Source organism: Pseudomonas sediminis (genome assembly GCF_039555755.1).
Taxonomy (GTDB): Bacteria; Pseudomonadota; Gammaproteobacteria; order Pseudomonadales; family Pseudomonadaceae; genus Aquipseudomonas; species Aquipseudomonas mendocina_D.
In genome coordinates, this window is the sequence record NZ_CP154631.1 from 3382246 (window position 1) to 3397902 (window position 15657).

The following is a 15657-nucleotide window of genomic DNA, read 5'->3' on the forward strand; positions in this document are numbered from 1 at the left end:
GATTAAGCCAACGCCTTGGCAATGGCCCGGTTTTTCATTCAGTTGTAGATCAGTCGCGACGACCTTCTACCGATTTGCCGGCGACGGTGCCTTCCTTGAGCATGATCTGGTATTCCTTGCCGTCGGTTTCCACCTGATGCAGGCGTACCAGCAGGTGGCCCCAGTCTTTGGCGAACCACAGCACGGTCTTGCGGGTGCTTTGCGTGGGGTCACGCACGCGTTCGACCTTGATTGCGTCAATCAGGCCCGCCTTGGTGCGTACCACTTCTTCGCCCAGCACGCGGAAGTCATAGGTTTCGATCTCGTCACCGTCGACCACCTGGTAGCTCACGCTCTTCTTGCCGGCCGCAACGTCCTCTTGCAGGGCAACCTGGTAGGTCGATTTGTCCAGCAGGCCACGGTTGAGCGGCAGTCTTACGGCATCGCCACGGTCGCTGCCGATGACTTGCTTCTGCTCCCAGTCGAAGTCCTGCTCGACCTTCTTGCCTTTGCCCAGGCCGCTGCGATTGAGGCGGTAGGTCAGTGGCAGCAGGGCGCCGTTGTCGACGCGGAAGGTGCTTTCTTCGGTGAGGCCGGCGACCAGCATCGATGCTTCGAAGTTGAGGGTCCAGCGGCCGTCGTCTTCACGTTTGAGGCTGCGCTCGGCGCTGCCACTGACCGGCAGCTGCTTCCAGTCCGCGGTGTAGCTGGCGGAGAAGGGCTGCAGGTCCTCGGCAAAGGCGGACAGGCTGAACAGTGTCAGGGCGAACAGCAGGGCACGACGCATAGAGTCTCCTAGGTTCGAATCAGGTGGCCGCTGGCGGGCAGCGGCTGGCCATCCAGCATTGCGCCTTGAGCGCCAAGACGCAAGCGGCCTTCGGCAAACCAGCGCACTGCCAGCGGATAGATCTGGTGTTCCTGCTGGTGCACGCGGCGAGCAAGGCTTTCGGCCGTGTCGTCTGCCTTGATCGGCAACACAGCTTGTACGACCAGAGGGCCACCATCGAGTTCCTCGGTCACGAAGTGCACGCTGCAGCCGTGTTCGCTGTCGCCGGCTTCCAGGGCGCGCTGATGGGTATGCAGCCCCTTGTGCTTGGGTAGCAGTGACGGATGGATATTCAGCAGGCGGCCTGCGTAGTGCTGAACGAAGCCCGGCGTGAGGATGCGCATGAAGCCAGCCAGCACCACCAGGTCAGGCTGATGGGCATCGATGGCCTGGATCAGGGCTGCGTCGAAGGCGTCGCGGCCATCGAACTGCTTGTGGTCGAGCATGCCGGTGGCGATGCCGGCCTGTTTCGCTCGCTCCAGGCCATAGGCATCGGCGCGGTTGCAGATAACCGCGGCGATGCGGGCCGGATTGCCGTCGTGGCCGACGCTGTCGATCAGCGCTTGCAGATTGCTGCCTGATCCGGAGATCAGGACGACGACATTGCAGGGCATCAGTGGGCTTTCAGGTTGTTCAACTGAACCTGGGCTGCGCCTTCTGCTGCGGCGGTGATCTGGCCGATGACCCAAGGTTGCTCGCCGCTGGCGCGCAGGCTGGCCAGGGCGGTTTCAACCTGATCCTGAGCGACGCAGATGACCATGCCGACGCCGCAGTTGAGCACACGGTGCATTTCGTGCTCGTCGACGTTGCCTTGCTCCTGCAGCCAGTCGAACACGGCCGGGCGATTCCAGCTGGTCACGTCGATCACGGCCTGTGCGCCCTGCGGCAGTACGCGCGGGATGTTGTCCAGCAGGCCGCCGCCGGTGATGTGGGCCATGGCCTTGACCGCACCGGTGTCCTTGATCAGCTTGAGCAGCGGCTTGACGTAGATACGGGTCGGCGCCATCAGCAGATCGGCCAGAGCCTTGCCGTCCAGTTGCAGCTGCTCGATGTCGGCGCCGGAAACTTCGATGATCTTGCGGATCAGCGAGTAGCCATTGGAGTGCGGGCCGGAGGAAGGCAGGGCGATCAGGGCGTCGCCGGTGACGACCTTGGAGCCGTCGATGATCTCGGCTTTTTCCACCACGCCGACGCAGAAGCCGGCCAGGTCGTAGTCTTCGCCTTCGTACATGCCCGGCATTTCGGCTGTTTCACCACCGACCAGGGAGCAGCCGGCGAGTTCGCAACCAGCGCCGATACCGGTTACCACGGTGGCGGCGACGTCGACGTTGAGCTTGCCGGTAGCGTAGTAGTCGAGGAAGAACAGCGGCTCGGCGCCGCAGACCACCAGGTCGTTGACGCACATGGCGACCAGATCCTGGCCGATGCTGTCGTGCTTGTTCAGGTTCAGTGCCAGGCGCAGCTTGGTGCCGACACCGTCGGTGCCGGACACCAGTACCGGTTGCTTGTAGCCGGCCGGGATCTCGCACAGGGCGCCGAAGCCGCCCAGGCCACCCATGACTTCCGGACGCGCAGTGCGCTTGGCGACGCCTTTGATGCGTTCGACCAGGGCTTCACCGGCATCGATGTCGACGCCTGCGTCCTTGTAGCTGATGGAGGGTTGCTTGCTCATAGATCCGGGCCTTTGGATGGGGAGTTCGTGTAGGCGCCGACGTGGCGCAGGCTCATCCAAGGAGCCCGGCGCGCGTACCGGCTGGCGAAGGCGCGCGATTTTATCAGGCTTGCCCGGTAGCGGCCACTCGTGTGCATGCGCTTCGTCGCAGGCACCGGCTCTGGTTGCCGGGGCTTGAGCGGCTGTTTAAGGTATAGGCTTTTGTGCCCGCCCGCCGTGCGGCCATCCCTTGCGAGAGTCCACCCCAATGCGTTTGCCCATCCGCCTGTTGTTCCTCTGTCTGTCGCTGCTGAGCCTGCCGGTATTGGCCGCGCCGGTTACCGGTCTGTACCAGGTGCGCGAGCCCGTGGCCGACCAACAGCCGGAAGCTCGCGACGGTGCCATGCAGAAAGCCCTGCAGACGCTGGTGCTACGCCTGACCGGCGACGCCAAGGCGTTGCAAAGTGCCGGGCTGGAAGGGCTGCGCAAGGACCCGCAGCAGATCGTCAGCCAGTACGGTTATGAAGGCGACGCGCTGCTGGTCGAGTTCGATCCGGGCAGTACCGAGCGCCAGTTACGTCAGGCCGGCCTGGCTCTGTGGGGTGCCAATCGCCCGGCCATCCTGACCTGGTGGCTCAACGAGTCGCCGGAAGGCAGCCAACTGGTTGGTGAAAGCCAGAGCGCATCGGCACTGCTACGCGATGCTGCGCAACATCGTGGCTTGCCACTGCGTTTGCCGCTGGCGGACCTGAGCGAGCAGGCGCTGGGCAGTGCCGATGTGCTGCTGGCCAACGATCCCCAAGCCCTGCGCGAGGCGTCCGAGCGCTACGTTGCCGATGCCTTGCTGGCCGTGCAGGCGACTGAAAGCGGCGGCAGCTGGCAGGCGACCTGGCGCCTGTGGCTGGGTGACGAGCGCGAGCAGGGCAAGGCAGAGGCCGCCGATCAGGCAGCGCTGGCCGATGCAGTGCTGTTGGCCGTGGCCGAGCGCCTGGCGCCGCGTTTCCTGGTCAAACCGGGTGCTGCGCAGAGCCTGACGCTGGTGATCGAGGGCGCAGACCTGGGCCGTTTCGCGGCACTGGAGCGCTTGCTCGAACCCTTCGCCGCGCGTTTGCAGGAAATCGACGGCCAGCGCCTGGTTTATCAGGTCAGCGCCAGCCCGGAGCAGCTGCGCGCGCAACTGGCATTGGGGCAACTGCAGGAAGTCAGTGAGCCGCTCGATGCTGCTGAGCCAGTAGAGAACCCGGAGGCCGCTGCAACCGAGGCGCCGCAGGTAAAGCCGCGCACCGATCAATTGCGCTTTCGCTGGTAGAATCTGCGTCGGGTAGACCACAGCCCAGTTACGCAGCGCCTTCCTGGCGCCGTTTCGCATCGAGGACGCGAGCATGACCGATTCCACCCGTTGGCTATGGATGGCTGGGCTGTTTCTGCTCGGCTGGCTGCTGTACCTGTTGCACCCGATTCTTTCCCCGTTCCTGATCGGTATCCTGCTGGCCTACATGGGCGACCCGCTGGTCGATCGTCTCGAGCGGCATCGGCTGTCGCGCACGGGGGGCGTGGTGGTGGTATTCGCGCTGTTCGCTCTGGTATTGCTGATCCTGCTGCTGGTGTTGGTGCCCATGCTGGGACGACAGCTGGTGCGTCTATATCAGCTGGCGCCGGAAATGCTCGATTGGTTGCAAGGCACGGCCTTGCCGTGGTCGCAGTCGCATCTGGGGTTGCAGGATGACCTGCTGCAGGTCGATCAACTCAAGCAGGTCTTTACCGACAACATTGGCAAGACCACCGATGTGCTCAAGGCGGTGCTGGCCCAGGCGACATCCTCGGGGTTGGCACTGCTGGCCTGGCTGGGCAACCTGATGCTGATTCCGGTGGTGAGCTTCTACCTGATGCGCGACTGGGATCTGCTGGTCGAGCGCGTGCGCCGCCTGCTGCCGCGCCAGCGCGAAGGATTGATCGTCAAGCTGACTGGCGAATGTCATGAAGTGCTGGGCGCCTTCCTGCGCGGCCAATTGCTGGTGATGCTGGCGCTGAGCGTCATCTATTCCGTGGGCTTGATGCTGGTGGGGTTGGAGCTGGGACTGTTGATCGGTGTGCTGGCGGGCCTGGCCAGTATCGTGCCGTACATGGGCTTTATCGTCGGTATCGGTGCGGCGTTGACTGCTGCGCTGTTCCAGTTCGGTCTCGAGCCCTATCCGCTGATCGGTATCGGCGTGGTGTTCATGATCGGCCAGTTGCTCGAGGGTATGGTCCTCACGCCCCTGCTGGTGGGTGATCGCATCGGCCTGCATCCGGTCGCGGTGATCTTCGCCATCCTCGCGGGTGGCCAACTGTTTGGCTTTACCGGCGTGCTGCTGGCCTTGCCGGTTGCTGCCGTGATCATGGTTCTGCTGCGCCATGCCCATGATTTGTATAAACTTTCCGGCCTTTACGGAGAGAGCAGCGGTTCCCACGAGCCCCCCACATGAAACCCATCCAGCTTCCCTTGGGGGTGCGTCTGCGTGATGACGCCACCTTCGCCAATTACTACCCCGGCGCCAATGCCGCGGCCCTGGGCTATGTCGAGCGATTGTGCGAGGCCGACGCCGGCTGGACGGAAAGCCTGATCTACCTGTGGGGCGCCGAAGGCGTCGGGCGCAGCCACCTGTTGCAGGCGGCCTGCCTGCGTTTTGAGCAGCGTGGCGAAGCGGTGGTGTATCTGCCGCTCAGCGAAGTGGTGCAGCACGGCCCGGAGTTGCTCGACAACCTTGAGCTGTGCGAGCTGGTCTGTCTCGATGATCTCGATGCCGTGGCCGGACGCAGCGACTGGGAAGAAGGGCTGTTCCACCTGTTCAACCGGCTGCGTGACAGCGGCAGGCGCTTGTTGCTGGCAGGCACCATGTCACCGCGCGAGTTACCGATTCAACTGCCTGATCTGAAGTCGCGACTGACCCTTTCGCTGATCTTCCAACTGCATGAGCTGTCCGACGAGGACAAGCTGCGCGCCCTGCAGCTGCGCGCCTCGCGCCGTGGCTTGCAGATGAGCGACGAGGTCGGTCGCTTCATCCTCACTCGGGGTGAGCGCAGCATGAGTGCGTTGTTCGAACTGCTGGAGCGCCTCGATCAGGCCTCGCTGCAGGCCCAACGCAAGCTGACCATTCCCTTCCTCAAGGAAACGCTGGGTTGGTAACTGCTTCGGGAACTCAGGTGTAGGAGCGAGCTCTGCTCGCGAACTCTTGGCTGCACAAGCGCTTCGCGAGCAGAGCTCGCTCCCACACCAGGACGTTTATTCCCCAGCCAGCTTGCGGTCGTACTGAAAACGCCAGCGCGTGTAGAGCAGTGCGCAGCAGAACAAGCCGAAGCTGATCACCGCCTCCAGTGCGCCGAACAGTGCACGTGCCGGATCGATGGCGGCGAGTACGCCCTGGATGAAGTAGATGTTGACCACGAAGCAGGCCCAGGCATGAGCGCGGGCGTTACCCAGCAACATACCGGGAGCGAGCAGTGCAAGCGGCAGCAACTGGATCGCCAATACAACCCCGACCCGCGCACCATGCAGGTCAGCGAAGGCCAGATTCCACACCAGCAGCAGGGCCAGCAGGGCGATAAAGCTGAACAGGCTCAGCGCTCGGCTGAGTTTGACCCGTGGCTCCAGCCACTCGAGGCTGGGCAGGGGTTTCTTCGCTCGGGCCACGTTCAACGCTCCAGTTTGCTGGCGGTTTGCGCCAGACGTTGACCCAGTGCACGGCACAGGGTGACTTCATGTTCGTCCAGCGCGCGTTTACCGTCGCCGCCCGCATGGTGGCTGGGGCCGTAGGGCGTGCCACCGCGACGGGTTTCAAGCAGTGCCGCTTCGCTGTAGGGCAGGCCGCAGAGCAGCATGCCGTGGTGCAGCAGTGGGATCATCATCGACAGCAAGGTGGTCTCCTGGCCGCCATGCAGGCTGGCGGTGGAGGTGAACACGCCAGCTGGCTTGCCGACCAGTTCGCCGGTGAGCCACAGATTGCTGGTGCCATCGATGAAGTACTTGAGTGGCGCTGCCATGTTGCCGAAACGGGTCGGGCTGCCCAAGGCCAGGCCCGAGCAGTTCTTCAGATCATCCAGGGTGGCGTACATGGCGCCGTCCTCCGGAACGCTCGGCGCAACGGCCTCGCATTCGCTGGATACCGCAGGCACCGTGCGCAGGCGCGCCTCCAGGCCAGCCATCTCGACGCCACGGGCAATCTGCTTGGCCATCTGCGCGGTGGCGCCATGGCGGCTGTAGTAGAGCACCAGGATGTAGGGCGCGCTCATGCCAGTAGCTCCAGTACTTTTTCCGGTGGTCGGCCGATCACCGCTTTGTCGCCAGCGATGAGGATCGGGCGCTCGATCAGCTTGGGATGCGTGACCATGGCCTCGATCAGTTGCGCCTCACTCAAGCTGGCATCGCTCAGGCCCAGCGTCTTGTATTCGTCCTCGCCGCTACGTAGCAGGTCGCGTGCGGAGATACCCAGCTTGCCGAGTAGGCTCTTGAGCTCGCTGGCGCTGGGTGGCGTTTCCAGATAGCGCACGACGTGCGGTTGCAGGCCGCGGGCTTGCAGCAGCTCCAGAGCACCGCGGGATTTCGAGCAGCGCGGGTTGTGGTAGAGGGTCAGGTCGGTCATGGTGGCTCGCATCCGGCTTGAAGTGGCGGCTATTCTAACCGCCTGATGCGCGGATGCACGCAAACCGCTGGGGCGGCTTTGCTGCGACCTTTTTACGCGGCGCATTGTCTGTCTGTTTAGGTTTGAGGGCTAAGGAGAGGTCATGCTGCGTCGTTTGAAGGACTGGATGGGGTTCTGGCTCAGCCTGTATCAGCGTTTCGTGGATAACCGCGGCGCAGGCAACGCAGCGGCGTTGACCTACACCACCTTGTTCGCCGTGGTGCCGATGATGACCGTGACCTTCGCCATGCTGTCGGCAATTCCAGCGTTCCAAGGTGTAGGCGAGGAAATCCAGGGGTTCATCTTCAACAACTTCGTACCCTCCACGGGCGAGACGGTGCAGGAGTATCTGCGTGAGTTCACCACGCAGGCGCGGCAGCTGACCTGGTTCGGCGTGGGCCTGCTGGCCGTTACCGCCTTCCTGATGCTGGTGACCATCGAGAAGACCTTCAACGTGATCTGGCGGGTACGCCAGCCACGCCGCGGGATGTCCAGCTTCCTGCTGTACTGGGCGATTCTCAGCCTTGGGCCGCTGCTGCTGGGGGCCGGTTTTGCGGTCAGTACCTATATCGCCTCGCTGTCACTGATCTCCGGGCCGGATGCAGTAATCGGCGCCAAGACGCTGCTTGCTTTCACGCCGTTGTTATCGAGCATCGCGGCCTTTACCTTGCTGTATGCCGCGGTCCCCAACACTCGTGTGCCGTTGTCTCATGCTCTGTTGGGCGGCCTGTTCAGCGCCGTGCTGTTCGAAGTGGCCAAGGCGCTGTTCGGCCTCTATGTGCGGCTTTTTCCCGGTTATCACCTGATCTACGGCGCCTTCGCCACGGTGCCGCTGTTTCTGGTGTGGATCTATCTGTCCTGGTTGATCGTGCTGCTGGGCGCCGAGCTGGTATATGGCCTGTCGCAACCGCGGCACTGGCGCCGCGAGCCTATCCCCAAGGGGCTGATTGTGCTGGTGGTGTTGCGGCTTTTGCTCAAACGTCAGCAGAAGGGCGAGGCTCTGCATTATGGCGACATGCAACGTGCGGGCTGGCGGTTGCCCGAAGACGAGTGGACGCAGGTGATGGATTTTCTCGAGCGCGAGCACCTGGCATGCAAGGCCAATGGCGGAGGGTGGGTGCTGTGCCGCGATCTGCACAACTTCTCCCTGTATCAATTGCTCGAGTGCAGTCCCTGGCCATTACCGAGTTTGTCGCAACTGCCCGCTCAGCTCGACGAGCCCTGGTACCCGGCATTGCGCGAGGGGCTGGAGCGCATGCAAGCGGAGCGTGAGTCACAATTCGGAGCCAGTCTGGCGGATTGGTTGCCGGGGAAGGGCTGAGCAAACCCGCGCGGCGTGTCGGGCAATGGGGCGCCAGAAAGGGTGACAAAAAACGTCAGTTTCAGGCGTTGCCTAGTCCTGCCGTGGCCTGGACGCAAGGGGTAGGCGCCAAGGAATGCGTTGTACAAGGGCTGGCACGCTTCTAGCTACTGCAGGAGCAGTTGCTATCGAACTGCCAGCAGGGGCAGGGATCGCTGAGGACGCAGGCAGTAATGACGGTAAAAAACAGGGTAATCCACCTTCATCGACGCGATCCGCAGGAAGCGCTGGCGCGGCTCAACCGAATCACTGGTCTGGAGTTCGCGCGTTGGCCGGAGTCGCTGCTCGAACACGTGGTTGCCGAAAACCTGCAGCCAGACGCTGACGGTTCAATCCCGCGGGCTGCGCCCAGCCCCGGAGTTTCCTCTGGCTGAAAGCAAAACCCCGCGTCACTGCGCGGGGGTCGATGTTGCCGTTCTGGTTCAGGCCATGGCCTGGCGGGTCTCGCTGTTGGCCAATTCGACGGCTTGAACGAAGAATTCCTCGACCACCAGACTCTGCGCCGGCACAGCTGAGCGCAGGCGTACCTGCATGTCTTCGATCTTCATCCGCACTGGCATGCGAGCGATCCCGGAGAGCAGGATCTTGCCATGGGCATTGACCTTGCCATGGTCGACATTCACCTCGCGGCGCTTGTCCCCGTCGCGATAACTCACCAGCAGCGATACCGGCAGGTTGGCCAGCCCCGGCAATTGCAGCCAGGTGGCGACGTTGTATTCGGCCACGCGCCCCTCGTAGGGAGTGACCAGCAGGTGAGCGACGTCGACGATGCGCGAGGGCACGGAGCCAATCAGCTTGTCTTGCGCTTGGGACATGGTGAAAATCCAGGCTGGGTGAGACTTGAGTTCCAAGAATTATAAGCAGCCACCTCTTGGGGAAACTGTGCACTCGGCGGATAGGCCGCGTGACTGGAGTCGCAGTTTTGTATATCAGGCCAGGCGCAGCGGGTGGCGGGTAACCGATGAGGTCTGCAGGTTGCTGTCGGGCAGCGGCAAAATCGCTTGGTTATGCACGCTGGCCAGTTGCAGCCAAAGGTGCTCGCCAGAGCTGAACTGGCCGTTGGGCAGCCACAGGCCATGGTGCCAACCATTGCCCGGTGCCGGGGTGCTCTGCAGCACACCAGGGTGAGTCTGCGCATTGGGGGCGCGTCGTAGCCAGACCGGACGTGGCAGGCCTTTCAGATAGCGCAGCCCGAGGTGCAGGCCTTCGCTATTGAGATGACGCCAACGCACCAGTGCCAGGGTCGGTGTGGCATTGGTAAGTAGTAGAACCAGTTGCCCGACTTGCAGTTGCCCGCCTTCGTTGGCGTTGCACAGCAGGCGCGCGCCACCCGGGCTGGCATCGAGAATCTGCGCCTCGGTGCGTTGTGGCAGCTTGTCCAGCAATTGCGCATGGATGGCCGGCAGGCCCACTACCAGACTGCACTGGCCGTCCAGTTCGGCGCGCTCGTGGCGACGTTGCTGGCGCCCCAGCCAGTGCTGGCGTACCCGTTCGAGTAATTGGCGTTCCTGCATGCTTTGCAGTGGTGCCGGCTCATGCAGGGCGATCAGCAGCGCGCCCAGTTCGAAGCGGCGCAGGTTGGCGGCTTCGCCTTCGATACGCTGTTCGAAACTGAGGCAAGCCTGTGATTCGCTGAGGTCGACTACCGGGCCTTCGGCATCGTCTTCCTCGTCCCAGGCTTGCAGCCTGGCCAGCGCCGCCAGAGGTGCCAGCGCGCTGAACAGAGTCAGGCATTCGCCTTCATCGAGATGGAAGGGGTTGCTCAGGGCCAAGAGCAGCATCTGCTGGTAGAGGCCGCGCAGGGTGCTGGCCGGTTTCGGCTCGAAGGCCGCCGCGACTGGTTCGTCCAGGCACTGCTGATGCTCGCCGATCCAGTACAGCAGGTGGCTGTCGCGCCAGAGAGTTGCAGGCGGCTCCTGGTACAGCTGGTAGTGGCGCAATAACTGCTGGGCAAGAAAGTGCTGGGCCATGTACAGGCACCACGCCAGGTGCGGCATCGACGGCTGGCGACCCTGCAAAATTTGCAGTAGCAGGCGTTTGAAACCGATCGCCAGCTCGCCGCACAACCGCACGAATAGAGCGCTTGGCGGATGCTGGCGATTGGCAAGGCTGGCGTAATGGCGGTACTCGTCACTGAAGTTTTGCAGCGCACGCTGCCTTTCCAGTAAGGTCAGAGCGCTGCGATTGAGCGAAAACAAAAGGCCCAGCACTTGCTGCAGGCCATGTTCCGGCTCCAGATGGCGAGCAGCTGCGAGTCGCTGGGCGATTTCCGCCGGCGATAAGCTGTTGTCCTCGCGGATGTCCGGTACTTCCAGGCGCAGGGCATCCAGCGTCATATCAACCCCGGGTGGACGAGGATCGAGTACATGGGCTTAGGGCTCCGGAAATTCGGCAAGGCTGTTTTGAGTATCTGCGCCGGTCTGTTGCTGACGGCTTGTGCCGAAGATTACGGCCTTGATCAGCATGGACGAAAGGTAACGGCTGAGAGCCTCGATGGCCAGTGGCTGATCATCAATTATTGGGCCGAATGGTGCGCGCCGTGCCGCACCGAGATTCCTGAACTCAACGCGTTGGAAGAAACGCTGAAAAACCAGTCGGCGCGGGTGATTGGCGTCAACTTCGACGCCTTGCAGGGCGATGACCTCAAGCGTGCGGCTGACAGTTTCGACATCCGCTTCACCGTGCTGGCGCAGGATCCGGCGGCGCGCTTCGAACTGCCACGCACCGATGTCTTGCCGGTCACCTACATTGTCGATGCCGAGGGCAAACTGCGTGAGCGCCTGGTCGGCGAGCAGACGGCAGCCGGCCTGCTGACGCATCTTCGAGCGCTGCGCGGGGAGTAGGCCGGACGCCGGGTCTACGGCGTGAGGTGAGTGTCACGGGGACGTGCCCAGCAATGCACCTAGGGACGGGCACGTACTGCACCGTTCCAAATGGAGTTGCTGCGCACCCGGGTTTCAGCCGTTCACCAACCGGGCACCCCACTCATGTCCGGTAGCTGGTGGGCGATGCCCTTGTGGCAATCGATGCAGGTGGCTGCGCCGCTGGCCAGGGCGCTGGAGTGCATCTGGCGGGCGCGCGGGCTCTGTTTGGTGAAGTCCATGTAGTCGAAGTTGTGGCAGTTGCGGCATTCCAGCGAATCGTTGGCCTTGAGCCGTGCCCATTCGTGTTCGGCCAGTTCGCGACGCTTTTCCAGAAACTTCTCGCGGGTGCTGATGGTGCCGAAGATCTTGCCCCAGACTTCCTTGGACGCCTGCATCTTGCGCGCGATCTTGTCCGTCCACTGGTGCGGTACGTGGCAGTCCGGGCAGGTGGCGCGCACCCCGGAGCGGTTGCTGTAGTGAATGGTGTCCTGCAGCTCGACGTACACGTTGTCACGCATCTCATGGCAGGAGATGCAAAACTGCTCGGTATTGGTGGCCTCCAGCGCGGTGTTGAAACCGCCCCAGAAAATGATCCCGGCGATGAAGCCGCCAAGCGTGAGAAAACCCAGGCTGTAATGCACGCTTGGGCGGCGCAGGATGCCCCAGTACTCCTTGAGTAGGGCCATTAACGACTTCATGAAAGGCCTCCTCAGGGTTTTGCCGTGCCGGCGGCTTCGTCGCCGAGCAACTGGTCGATATTGCGGAAGGCGTTACCGACCAGAGGTTTGACCTCCTGCTGGGTGACGTGGCACTGGGTACAGAAGTAGCGCCGTGGTGAAACCGCCGCCAGGGCCTGGCCGTCACGATCCATGTAATGAGTGATGCTGATCATCGGCGCCTGGCTGCGGGCGCTGCCGGCGCGGCTGTGGCAGGTCAGGCACTTGTTGCCGTTGGCGTCGACCTGATAGCCGCGAATGCTGTGCGGAATGGTCGGCGGCTGCTCGGGGTAATTGCGCTCGCGCTTGATATCCTTGTTCTCTTCATTGCCGAGCACGGGCGCCGGTAGGCTCTGGCTCAGGGTGCCGCCAGGGCGGCGACCGTCCGGTGCCGGAGCGTCGAGCGGGTAATTGAGCTCGCCGGCGATGGCCAGACCAAAGGCGGCGAGCAGTAACAGAGGCAGAAAACGCAGAGTCATGACGGTTCTCCTCAGGCCAGGCTGACCAGTTCGATCTTCACCGCACACTTCTTGTAGTCGGTCTGCTTGGAGATCGGGTCGGTGGCGTCCAGGGTGACCTTGTTGATCAGTTTGTTGGCGTCGAAGAAGGGCACGAACACCAGGCCACGCGGCGGCTTGTTGCGACCACGGGTTTCGATGCGCGCGCGGATTTCCCCACGTCGGCTGATCACCTTGACCTCGCTGCCGCGTCGCGCCTTGAGTGCCTTGGCATCGTCCGGGTGCATGTACACCAGGGCATCGGGCACGGCGCCGTGCAGCTCCTCGACGCGCTGGGTCATGCTGCCGGTGTGCCAGTGTTCGAGCACGCGGCCGGTGCTGAGCCAGAACGGGAAGTCGTCATCCGGTGCCTCCGCTGGTGGCTCATAGGGCAGGGCGAAGATCAGCGCACGTTTGTCCGGGTAGCCGTAGAACTGCACGCCGCTGCCTTTTTCCACGTAGGGGTCGAGGCCTTCGCGATAGCGCCAGCGCGTTTCCTTGCCGTCAACCACCGGCCAGCGCAGGCCACGCTCGGCGTGATAGCTGTCGAAGGGCGCCAGGTCATGGGCATGGCCGCGACCGAACTGGGCGTATTCCTCGAACAAGCCCTTCTGCAGGTAAAAGCCAAAGGCCTCGGCCTCGTCGTTGGCATAGCCGGCCTCGATCTGTTCGCGGGGGAACTGGTCGACCTGGCCGTTGGCGAACAGCACCTGGTACAGCGTCTTGCCCCTGTATTCCGGGGCCTTGGCCAGCAGTTCGGCAGGCCAGACTTCATCGGTGGTAAAGCGCTTGGAAAACTCCACCAGTTGCCACAGGTCGGACTTGGCCTCGCCCGGTGCCTTGACCAGTTGATGCCAGAACTGCGTGCGGCGCTCGGCATTGCCGTAGGCGCCTTCCTTCTCCACCCACATGGCGCTGGGTAGGATCAGGTCGGCAGCCTGGGCCGAGACGGTGGGGTAGACATCGGAGACGATGACGAAGGCCTGCGGGTTGCGCCAGCCGGGGAGGATCTCCTGCATCACGTTGGGGCCGGCCTGCATGTTGTTGCTGACCTGGGTCCAGTAGACCTTGAGCACGCCGTCCTTGAGCTTGCGGCTCTGCTCCACGGCATGAAAGCCGGGCTTTTCCTGGATGGTGCCGGCCGGCAGCTTCCAGATCTTCTCGGCGGTTGCACGGTGTTTGGGGTTGGCCACCAGCATGTCGGCGGGCAGACGATGGGAGAAAGTGCCCACCTCGCGCGCGGTGCCGCAGGCCGAGGGCTGGCCGGTGAGGGAGAAGGGGCTGTTGCCCGGTTCGCTGATCTTGCCGGTGAGCAGGTGCAGGTTGTAGATCAGGTTGTTGGCCCAGACGCCACGGGTGTGCTGGTTGAAGCCCATGGTCCAGAACGACATGACCTTGCGCTTGGGATCGGCGTACAGCTCGGCCAAGGCCTTGAGGCGCTCGACCGCCACGCCGCTTTCCTTGGCGGTGCGCTCCAGGGTGTAGGGTTTGACGAAGGCGGCGAACTGCTCGAAGGACATGTCCTCCCAGGTATTGGCCTTGGCCGCGTTCTTGGCCTGCATCTCCAGCGGGTTGTCGGCGCGCAGGCCGTAGCCGATGTCGTCGGCGCCGCGGGCGAACTTGGTGTGTTTGCCGACGAAGTCCTTGTTCACCGCGCCGCTTTCGATGATGTGGTTGGCGATGTAGTTGAGGATCAGCAGGTCGGTCTGCGGTTTGAACACCAGCGGGATATCGGCCAGGTCGAAGCTGCGGTGCTCGAAGGTGGACAGCACGGCGACCTTGGTGTTCGGATGGCTGAGGCGACGATCAGTGACCCGGCTCCAGAGGATGGGGTGCATTTCTGCCATGTTCGAGCCCCACAGCACGAAGGCGTCGGCGGCCTCGATGTCGTCGTAGCAGCCCATTGGCTCGTCCATGCCGAAGGTGCGCATGAAGCCCATCACCGCCGAAGCCATGCAGTGGCGCGCGTTGGGGTCGATGTTGTTGGAACGGAAACCGGCCTTCATCAGCTTGTTGGCGGCGTAGCCTTCCCACACCGTCCATTGCCCTGAACCGAACATGCCGACGGCCTCGGGGCCATGCTCGCGCAGCGCCTCCTTGGTCTTCTGTTCCATGATGTCGAAGGCCTGCTCCCAGCTCACCGGCTGGAATTCACCCTGCTTGTCGTACACGCCATTCTTCATGCGCAGCAGCGGTTGGTTGAGGCGGTCGACGCCGTACATGATCTTCGACAGGAAGTAGCCCTTGACGCAGTTCAGGCCGCGATTGACCTCGGCCTTGACGTCGCCGTGGGTGGCCACCACGCGGTTGTCGCGGGTGGCGACCATCACGCTGCAGCCGGTGCCGCAGAAGCGGCAGGGCGCCTTGTTCCAGTCCAGGCGGGTCATGTCCGCTTCGGTGATCAGGTTGCTGGCGGTCGTCACCAACGGCAGACCGGCGGCAGCGGCGGCAATGGCAGCAGCGTTGGCCTTGGCAAATTCACGGCGGGAAAGCTTCATTCTGAGTCTCCTTCTGTGTCGAGGAGTTCGTGGTAAACCAGAGCGGCATTGAGCACGCCTGGCAACGCGTTGATCTGTTCGAGGCGGGCGAGGATGTGGCGCTCGTGTTCGGTTTCCTGCACCACCACCAGCTTGCCTTGCGGGCTTTCCTGATGCAGTTCGAGGCCTTCCAGCTGGCGCAGGTTGGCTTTCACCGCAGCCAGCCATTCGGGCCGTACGTGCACCAGCAGACTGGAAATATGCATAGAGGCGGCCATGTTCCGTGGCTCCGTAGGTAAGGAAGGATCAGGTGGGTGGGCCAGGTGGGCCGAGTAGCATCTGCATGAACCAGATGATGAATCCGTAGCCGCCGACCAGCGCGACCGAAAGGATGGGGAACAGGCAGACCACGAGAAAGACGAACAGGCGAGTTTCCTTGCCTTTCATGGCGCTGCGTTCGGGCGGGGTAGCCATTCGCTCTTCTCCGTTGCGTTCGCAATTGAGGCTAGACCCTAACGTTAGTAAGGGCAAAGTCTGTTGAGCTGGATCAAGGAAAAGGAATTGCACGAGCGGTAATGGCACGCGCTCGCGATTATCGATAGCGTGCTAATATTTCGTCTGGTTTCATT

At 62.9% G+C, this 15657-nt stretch carries 19 protein-coding genes; 6 read left to right on the plus strand and 13 right to left on the minus strand.

Translation table 11 applies throughout. The features are described 5' to 3' along the window. Positions 1-49 precede the first annotated feature (49 nt). The 3 genes from AAEQ75_RS15875 to purM are packed head-to-tail and all read right to left on the minus strand — an operon-like array spanning position 50 to position 2477. A complete protein-coding gene (locus AAEQ75_RS15875; RefSeq protein WP_125881161.1) occupies positions 50-766 on the minus strand; it encodes a DUF3108 domain-containing protein in 717 nt (238 codons plus the stop codon). Between the two features lie 8 nt (positions 767-774). Continuing rightward, positions 775-1419 (minus strand): phosphoribosylglycinamide formyltransferase, encoded by a 645-nt coding sequence (gene purN, locus AAEQ75_RS15880; protein WP_343349678.1) that lies wholly within the window; start codon positions 1417-1419, stop codon positions 775-777. After that, the gene (purM, locus tag AAEQ75_RS15885) at positions 1419-2477 is read right to left on the minus strand and encodes a phosphoribosylformylglycinamidine cyclo-ligase (protein WP_343349679.1); all 1059 of its coding nucleotides are present in this window, start codon (positions 2475-2477) and stop codon (positions 1419-1421) included. Before purM ends, purN begins: the two co-directional genes overlap by 1 nt. Before the next feature lie 247 nt (positions 2478-2724). Here purM and AAEQ75_RS15890 point away from each other — a divergent pair, with 247 nt between their 5' ends. The 3 genes from AAEQ75_RS15890 to hda all read left to right on the plus strand — a co-directional run bounded on the left by AAEQ75_RS15890 (position 2725) and on the right by hda (position 5622). Beyond that, positions 2725-3765 (plus strand): DUF2066 domain-containing protein, encoded by a 1041-nt coding sequence (locus AAEQ75_RS15890; protein WP_343349680.1) that lies wholly within the window; start codon positions 2725-2727, stop codon positions 3763-3765. A 73-nt stretch (positions 3766-3838) separates the two neighbouring features. After that, positions 3839-4921: an AI-2E family transporter gene (locus AAEQ75_RS15895; protein WP_143505298.1), complete on the plus strand. Its 1083-nt coding sequence runs from the start codon at positions 3839-3841 to the stop codon at positions 4919-4921. Further along, complete coding sequence (hda, locus tag AAEQ75_RS15900) at positions 4918-5622, plus strand: DnaA regulatory inactivator Hda (protein ID WP_099523360.1); 705 nt, start codon at positions 4918-4920, stop codon at positions 5620-5622. The genes AAEQ75_RS15895 and hda overlap by 4 nt, the downstream gene beginning before the upstream one ends. A 96-nt stretch (positions 5623-5718) precedes the next feature. Here hda and AAEQ75_RS15905 read toward each other — a convergent pair whose 3' ends face one another. The 3 genes from AAEQ75_RS15905 to arsC are packed head-to-tail and all read right to left on the minus strand — an operon-like array spanning position 5719 to position 7075. Continuing rightward, the gene (locus AAEQ75_RS15905; protein ID WP_179576967.1) at positions 5719-6126 is read right to left on the minus strand and encodes a DUF2069 domain-containing protein; all 408 of its coding nucleotides are present in this window, start codon (positions 6124-6126) and stop codon (positions 5719-5721) included. A gap of 2 nt (positions 6127-6128) precedes the next feature. Further along, a complete protein-coding gene (gene wrbA / locus AAEQ75_RS15910; RefSeq protein WP_343349681.1) occupies positions 6129-6725 on the minus strand; it encodes an NAD(P)H:quinone oxidoreductase in 597 nt (198 codons plus the stop codon). Beyond that, positions 6722-7075, minus strand: coding sequence for an arsenate reductase (glutaredoxin) (gene arsC / locus AAEQ75_RS15915; RefSeq protein ID WP_179544478.1), 354 nt, complete (start codon positions 7073-7075; stop codon positions 6722-6724). The genes wrbA and arsC overlap by 4 nt, the downstream gene beginning before the upstream one ends. A gap of 142 nt (positions 7076-7217) precedes the next feature. On the opposite strand from arsC, the gene AAEQ75_RS15920 reads away from it, so the two are divergent. Continuing rightward, positions 7218-8435: a YihY family inner membrane protein gene (locus AAEQ75_RS15920; protein WP_343349682.1), complete on the plus strand. Its 1218-nt coding sequence runs from the start codon at positions 7218-7220 to the stop codon at positions 8433-8435. 212 nt (positions 8436-8647) lie between these two features. Next, positions 8648-8848, plus strand: coding sequence for a hypothetical protein (locus AAEQ75_RS15925; RefSeq protein ID WP_074860691.1), 201 nt, complete (start codon positions 8648-8650; stop codon positions 8846-8848). Positions 8849-8896: 48 nt separating this feature from the next. Here the strand turns inward: AAEQ75_RS15925 and AAEQ75_RS15930 are convergent, their stop codons facing one another. Both AAEQ75_RS15930 and AAEQ75_RS15935 read right to left on the minus strand, forming a co-directional pair. Then, positions 8897-9289 (minus strand): hypothetical protein, encoded by a 393-nt coding sequence (locus tag AAEQ75_RS15930; protein ID WP_003461530.1) that lies wholly within the window; start codon positions 9287-9289, stop codon positions 8897-8899. 114 nt (positions 9290-9403) lie between these two features. Then, entirely contained in the window at positions 9404-10810 is a 1407-nt protein-coding gene (locus AAEQ75_RS15935; protein ID WP_343349683.1) for a PilZ domain-containing protein, read from the minus strand. Positions 10811-10840: 30 nt separating this feature from the next. On the opposite strand from AAEQ75_RS15935, the gene AAEQ75_RS15940 reads away from it, so the two are divergent. Further along, positions 10841-11317, plus strand: a complete 477-nt coding sequence (locus tag AAEQ75_RS15940; protein WP_343349684.1) for a TlpA disulfide reductase family protein — start codon at positions 10841-10843, stop codon at positions 11315-11317. A gap of 122 nt (positions 11318-11439) precedes the next feature. Here AAEQ75_RS15940 and AAEQ75_RS15945 read toward each other — a convergent pair whose 3' ends face one another. The 5 genes from AAEQ75_RS15945 to napE are packed head-to-tail and all read right to left on the minus strand — an operon-like array spanning position 11440 to position 15502. Further along, the gene (locus AAEQ75_RS15945; protein WP_003461527.1) at positions 11440-12036 is read right to left on the minus strand and encodes a cytochrome c3 family protein; all 597 of its coding nucleotides are present in this window, start codon (positions 12034-12036) and stop codon (positions 11440-11442) included. Positions 12037-12047: 11 nt separating this feature from the next. After that, positions 12048-12533 (minus strand): nitrate reductase cytochrome c-type subunit, encoded by a 486-nt coding sequence (locus tag AAEQ75_RS15950; RefSeq protein ID WP_092376465.1) that lies wholly within the window; start codon positions 12531-12533, stop codon positions 12048-12050. A gap of 11 nt (positions 12534-12544) precedes the next feature. Then, positions 12545-15049, minus strand: coding sequence for a nitrate reductase catalytic subunit NapA (napA, locus tag AAEQ75_RS15955; RefSeq protein ID WP_125835703.1), 2505 nt, complete (start codon positions 15047-15049; stop codon positions 12545-12547). Continuing rightward, positions 15046-15306 carry a chaperone NapD gene (locus AAEQ75_RS15960; RefSeq protein ID WP_125835702.1) on the minus strand — a complete coding sequence of 87 codons (261 nt, stop codon included), beginning with the start codon at positions 15304-15306 and terminating at the stop codon, positions 15046-15048. Before AAEQ75_RS15960 ends, napA begins: the two co-directional genes overlap by 4 nt. Positions 15307-15334: 28 nt before the next feature. After that, complete coding sequence (gene napE / locus AAEQ75_RS15965) at positions 15335-15502, minus strand: periplasmic nitrate reductase, NapE protein (RefSeq protein ID WP_039964770.1); 168 nt, start codon at positions 15500-15502, stop codon at positions 15335-15337. Positions 15503-15657 lie beyond the last annotated feature (155 nt).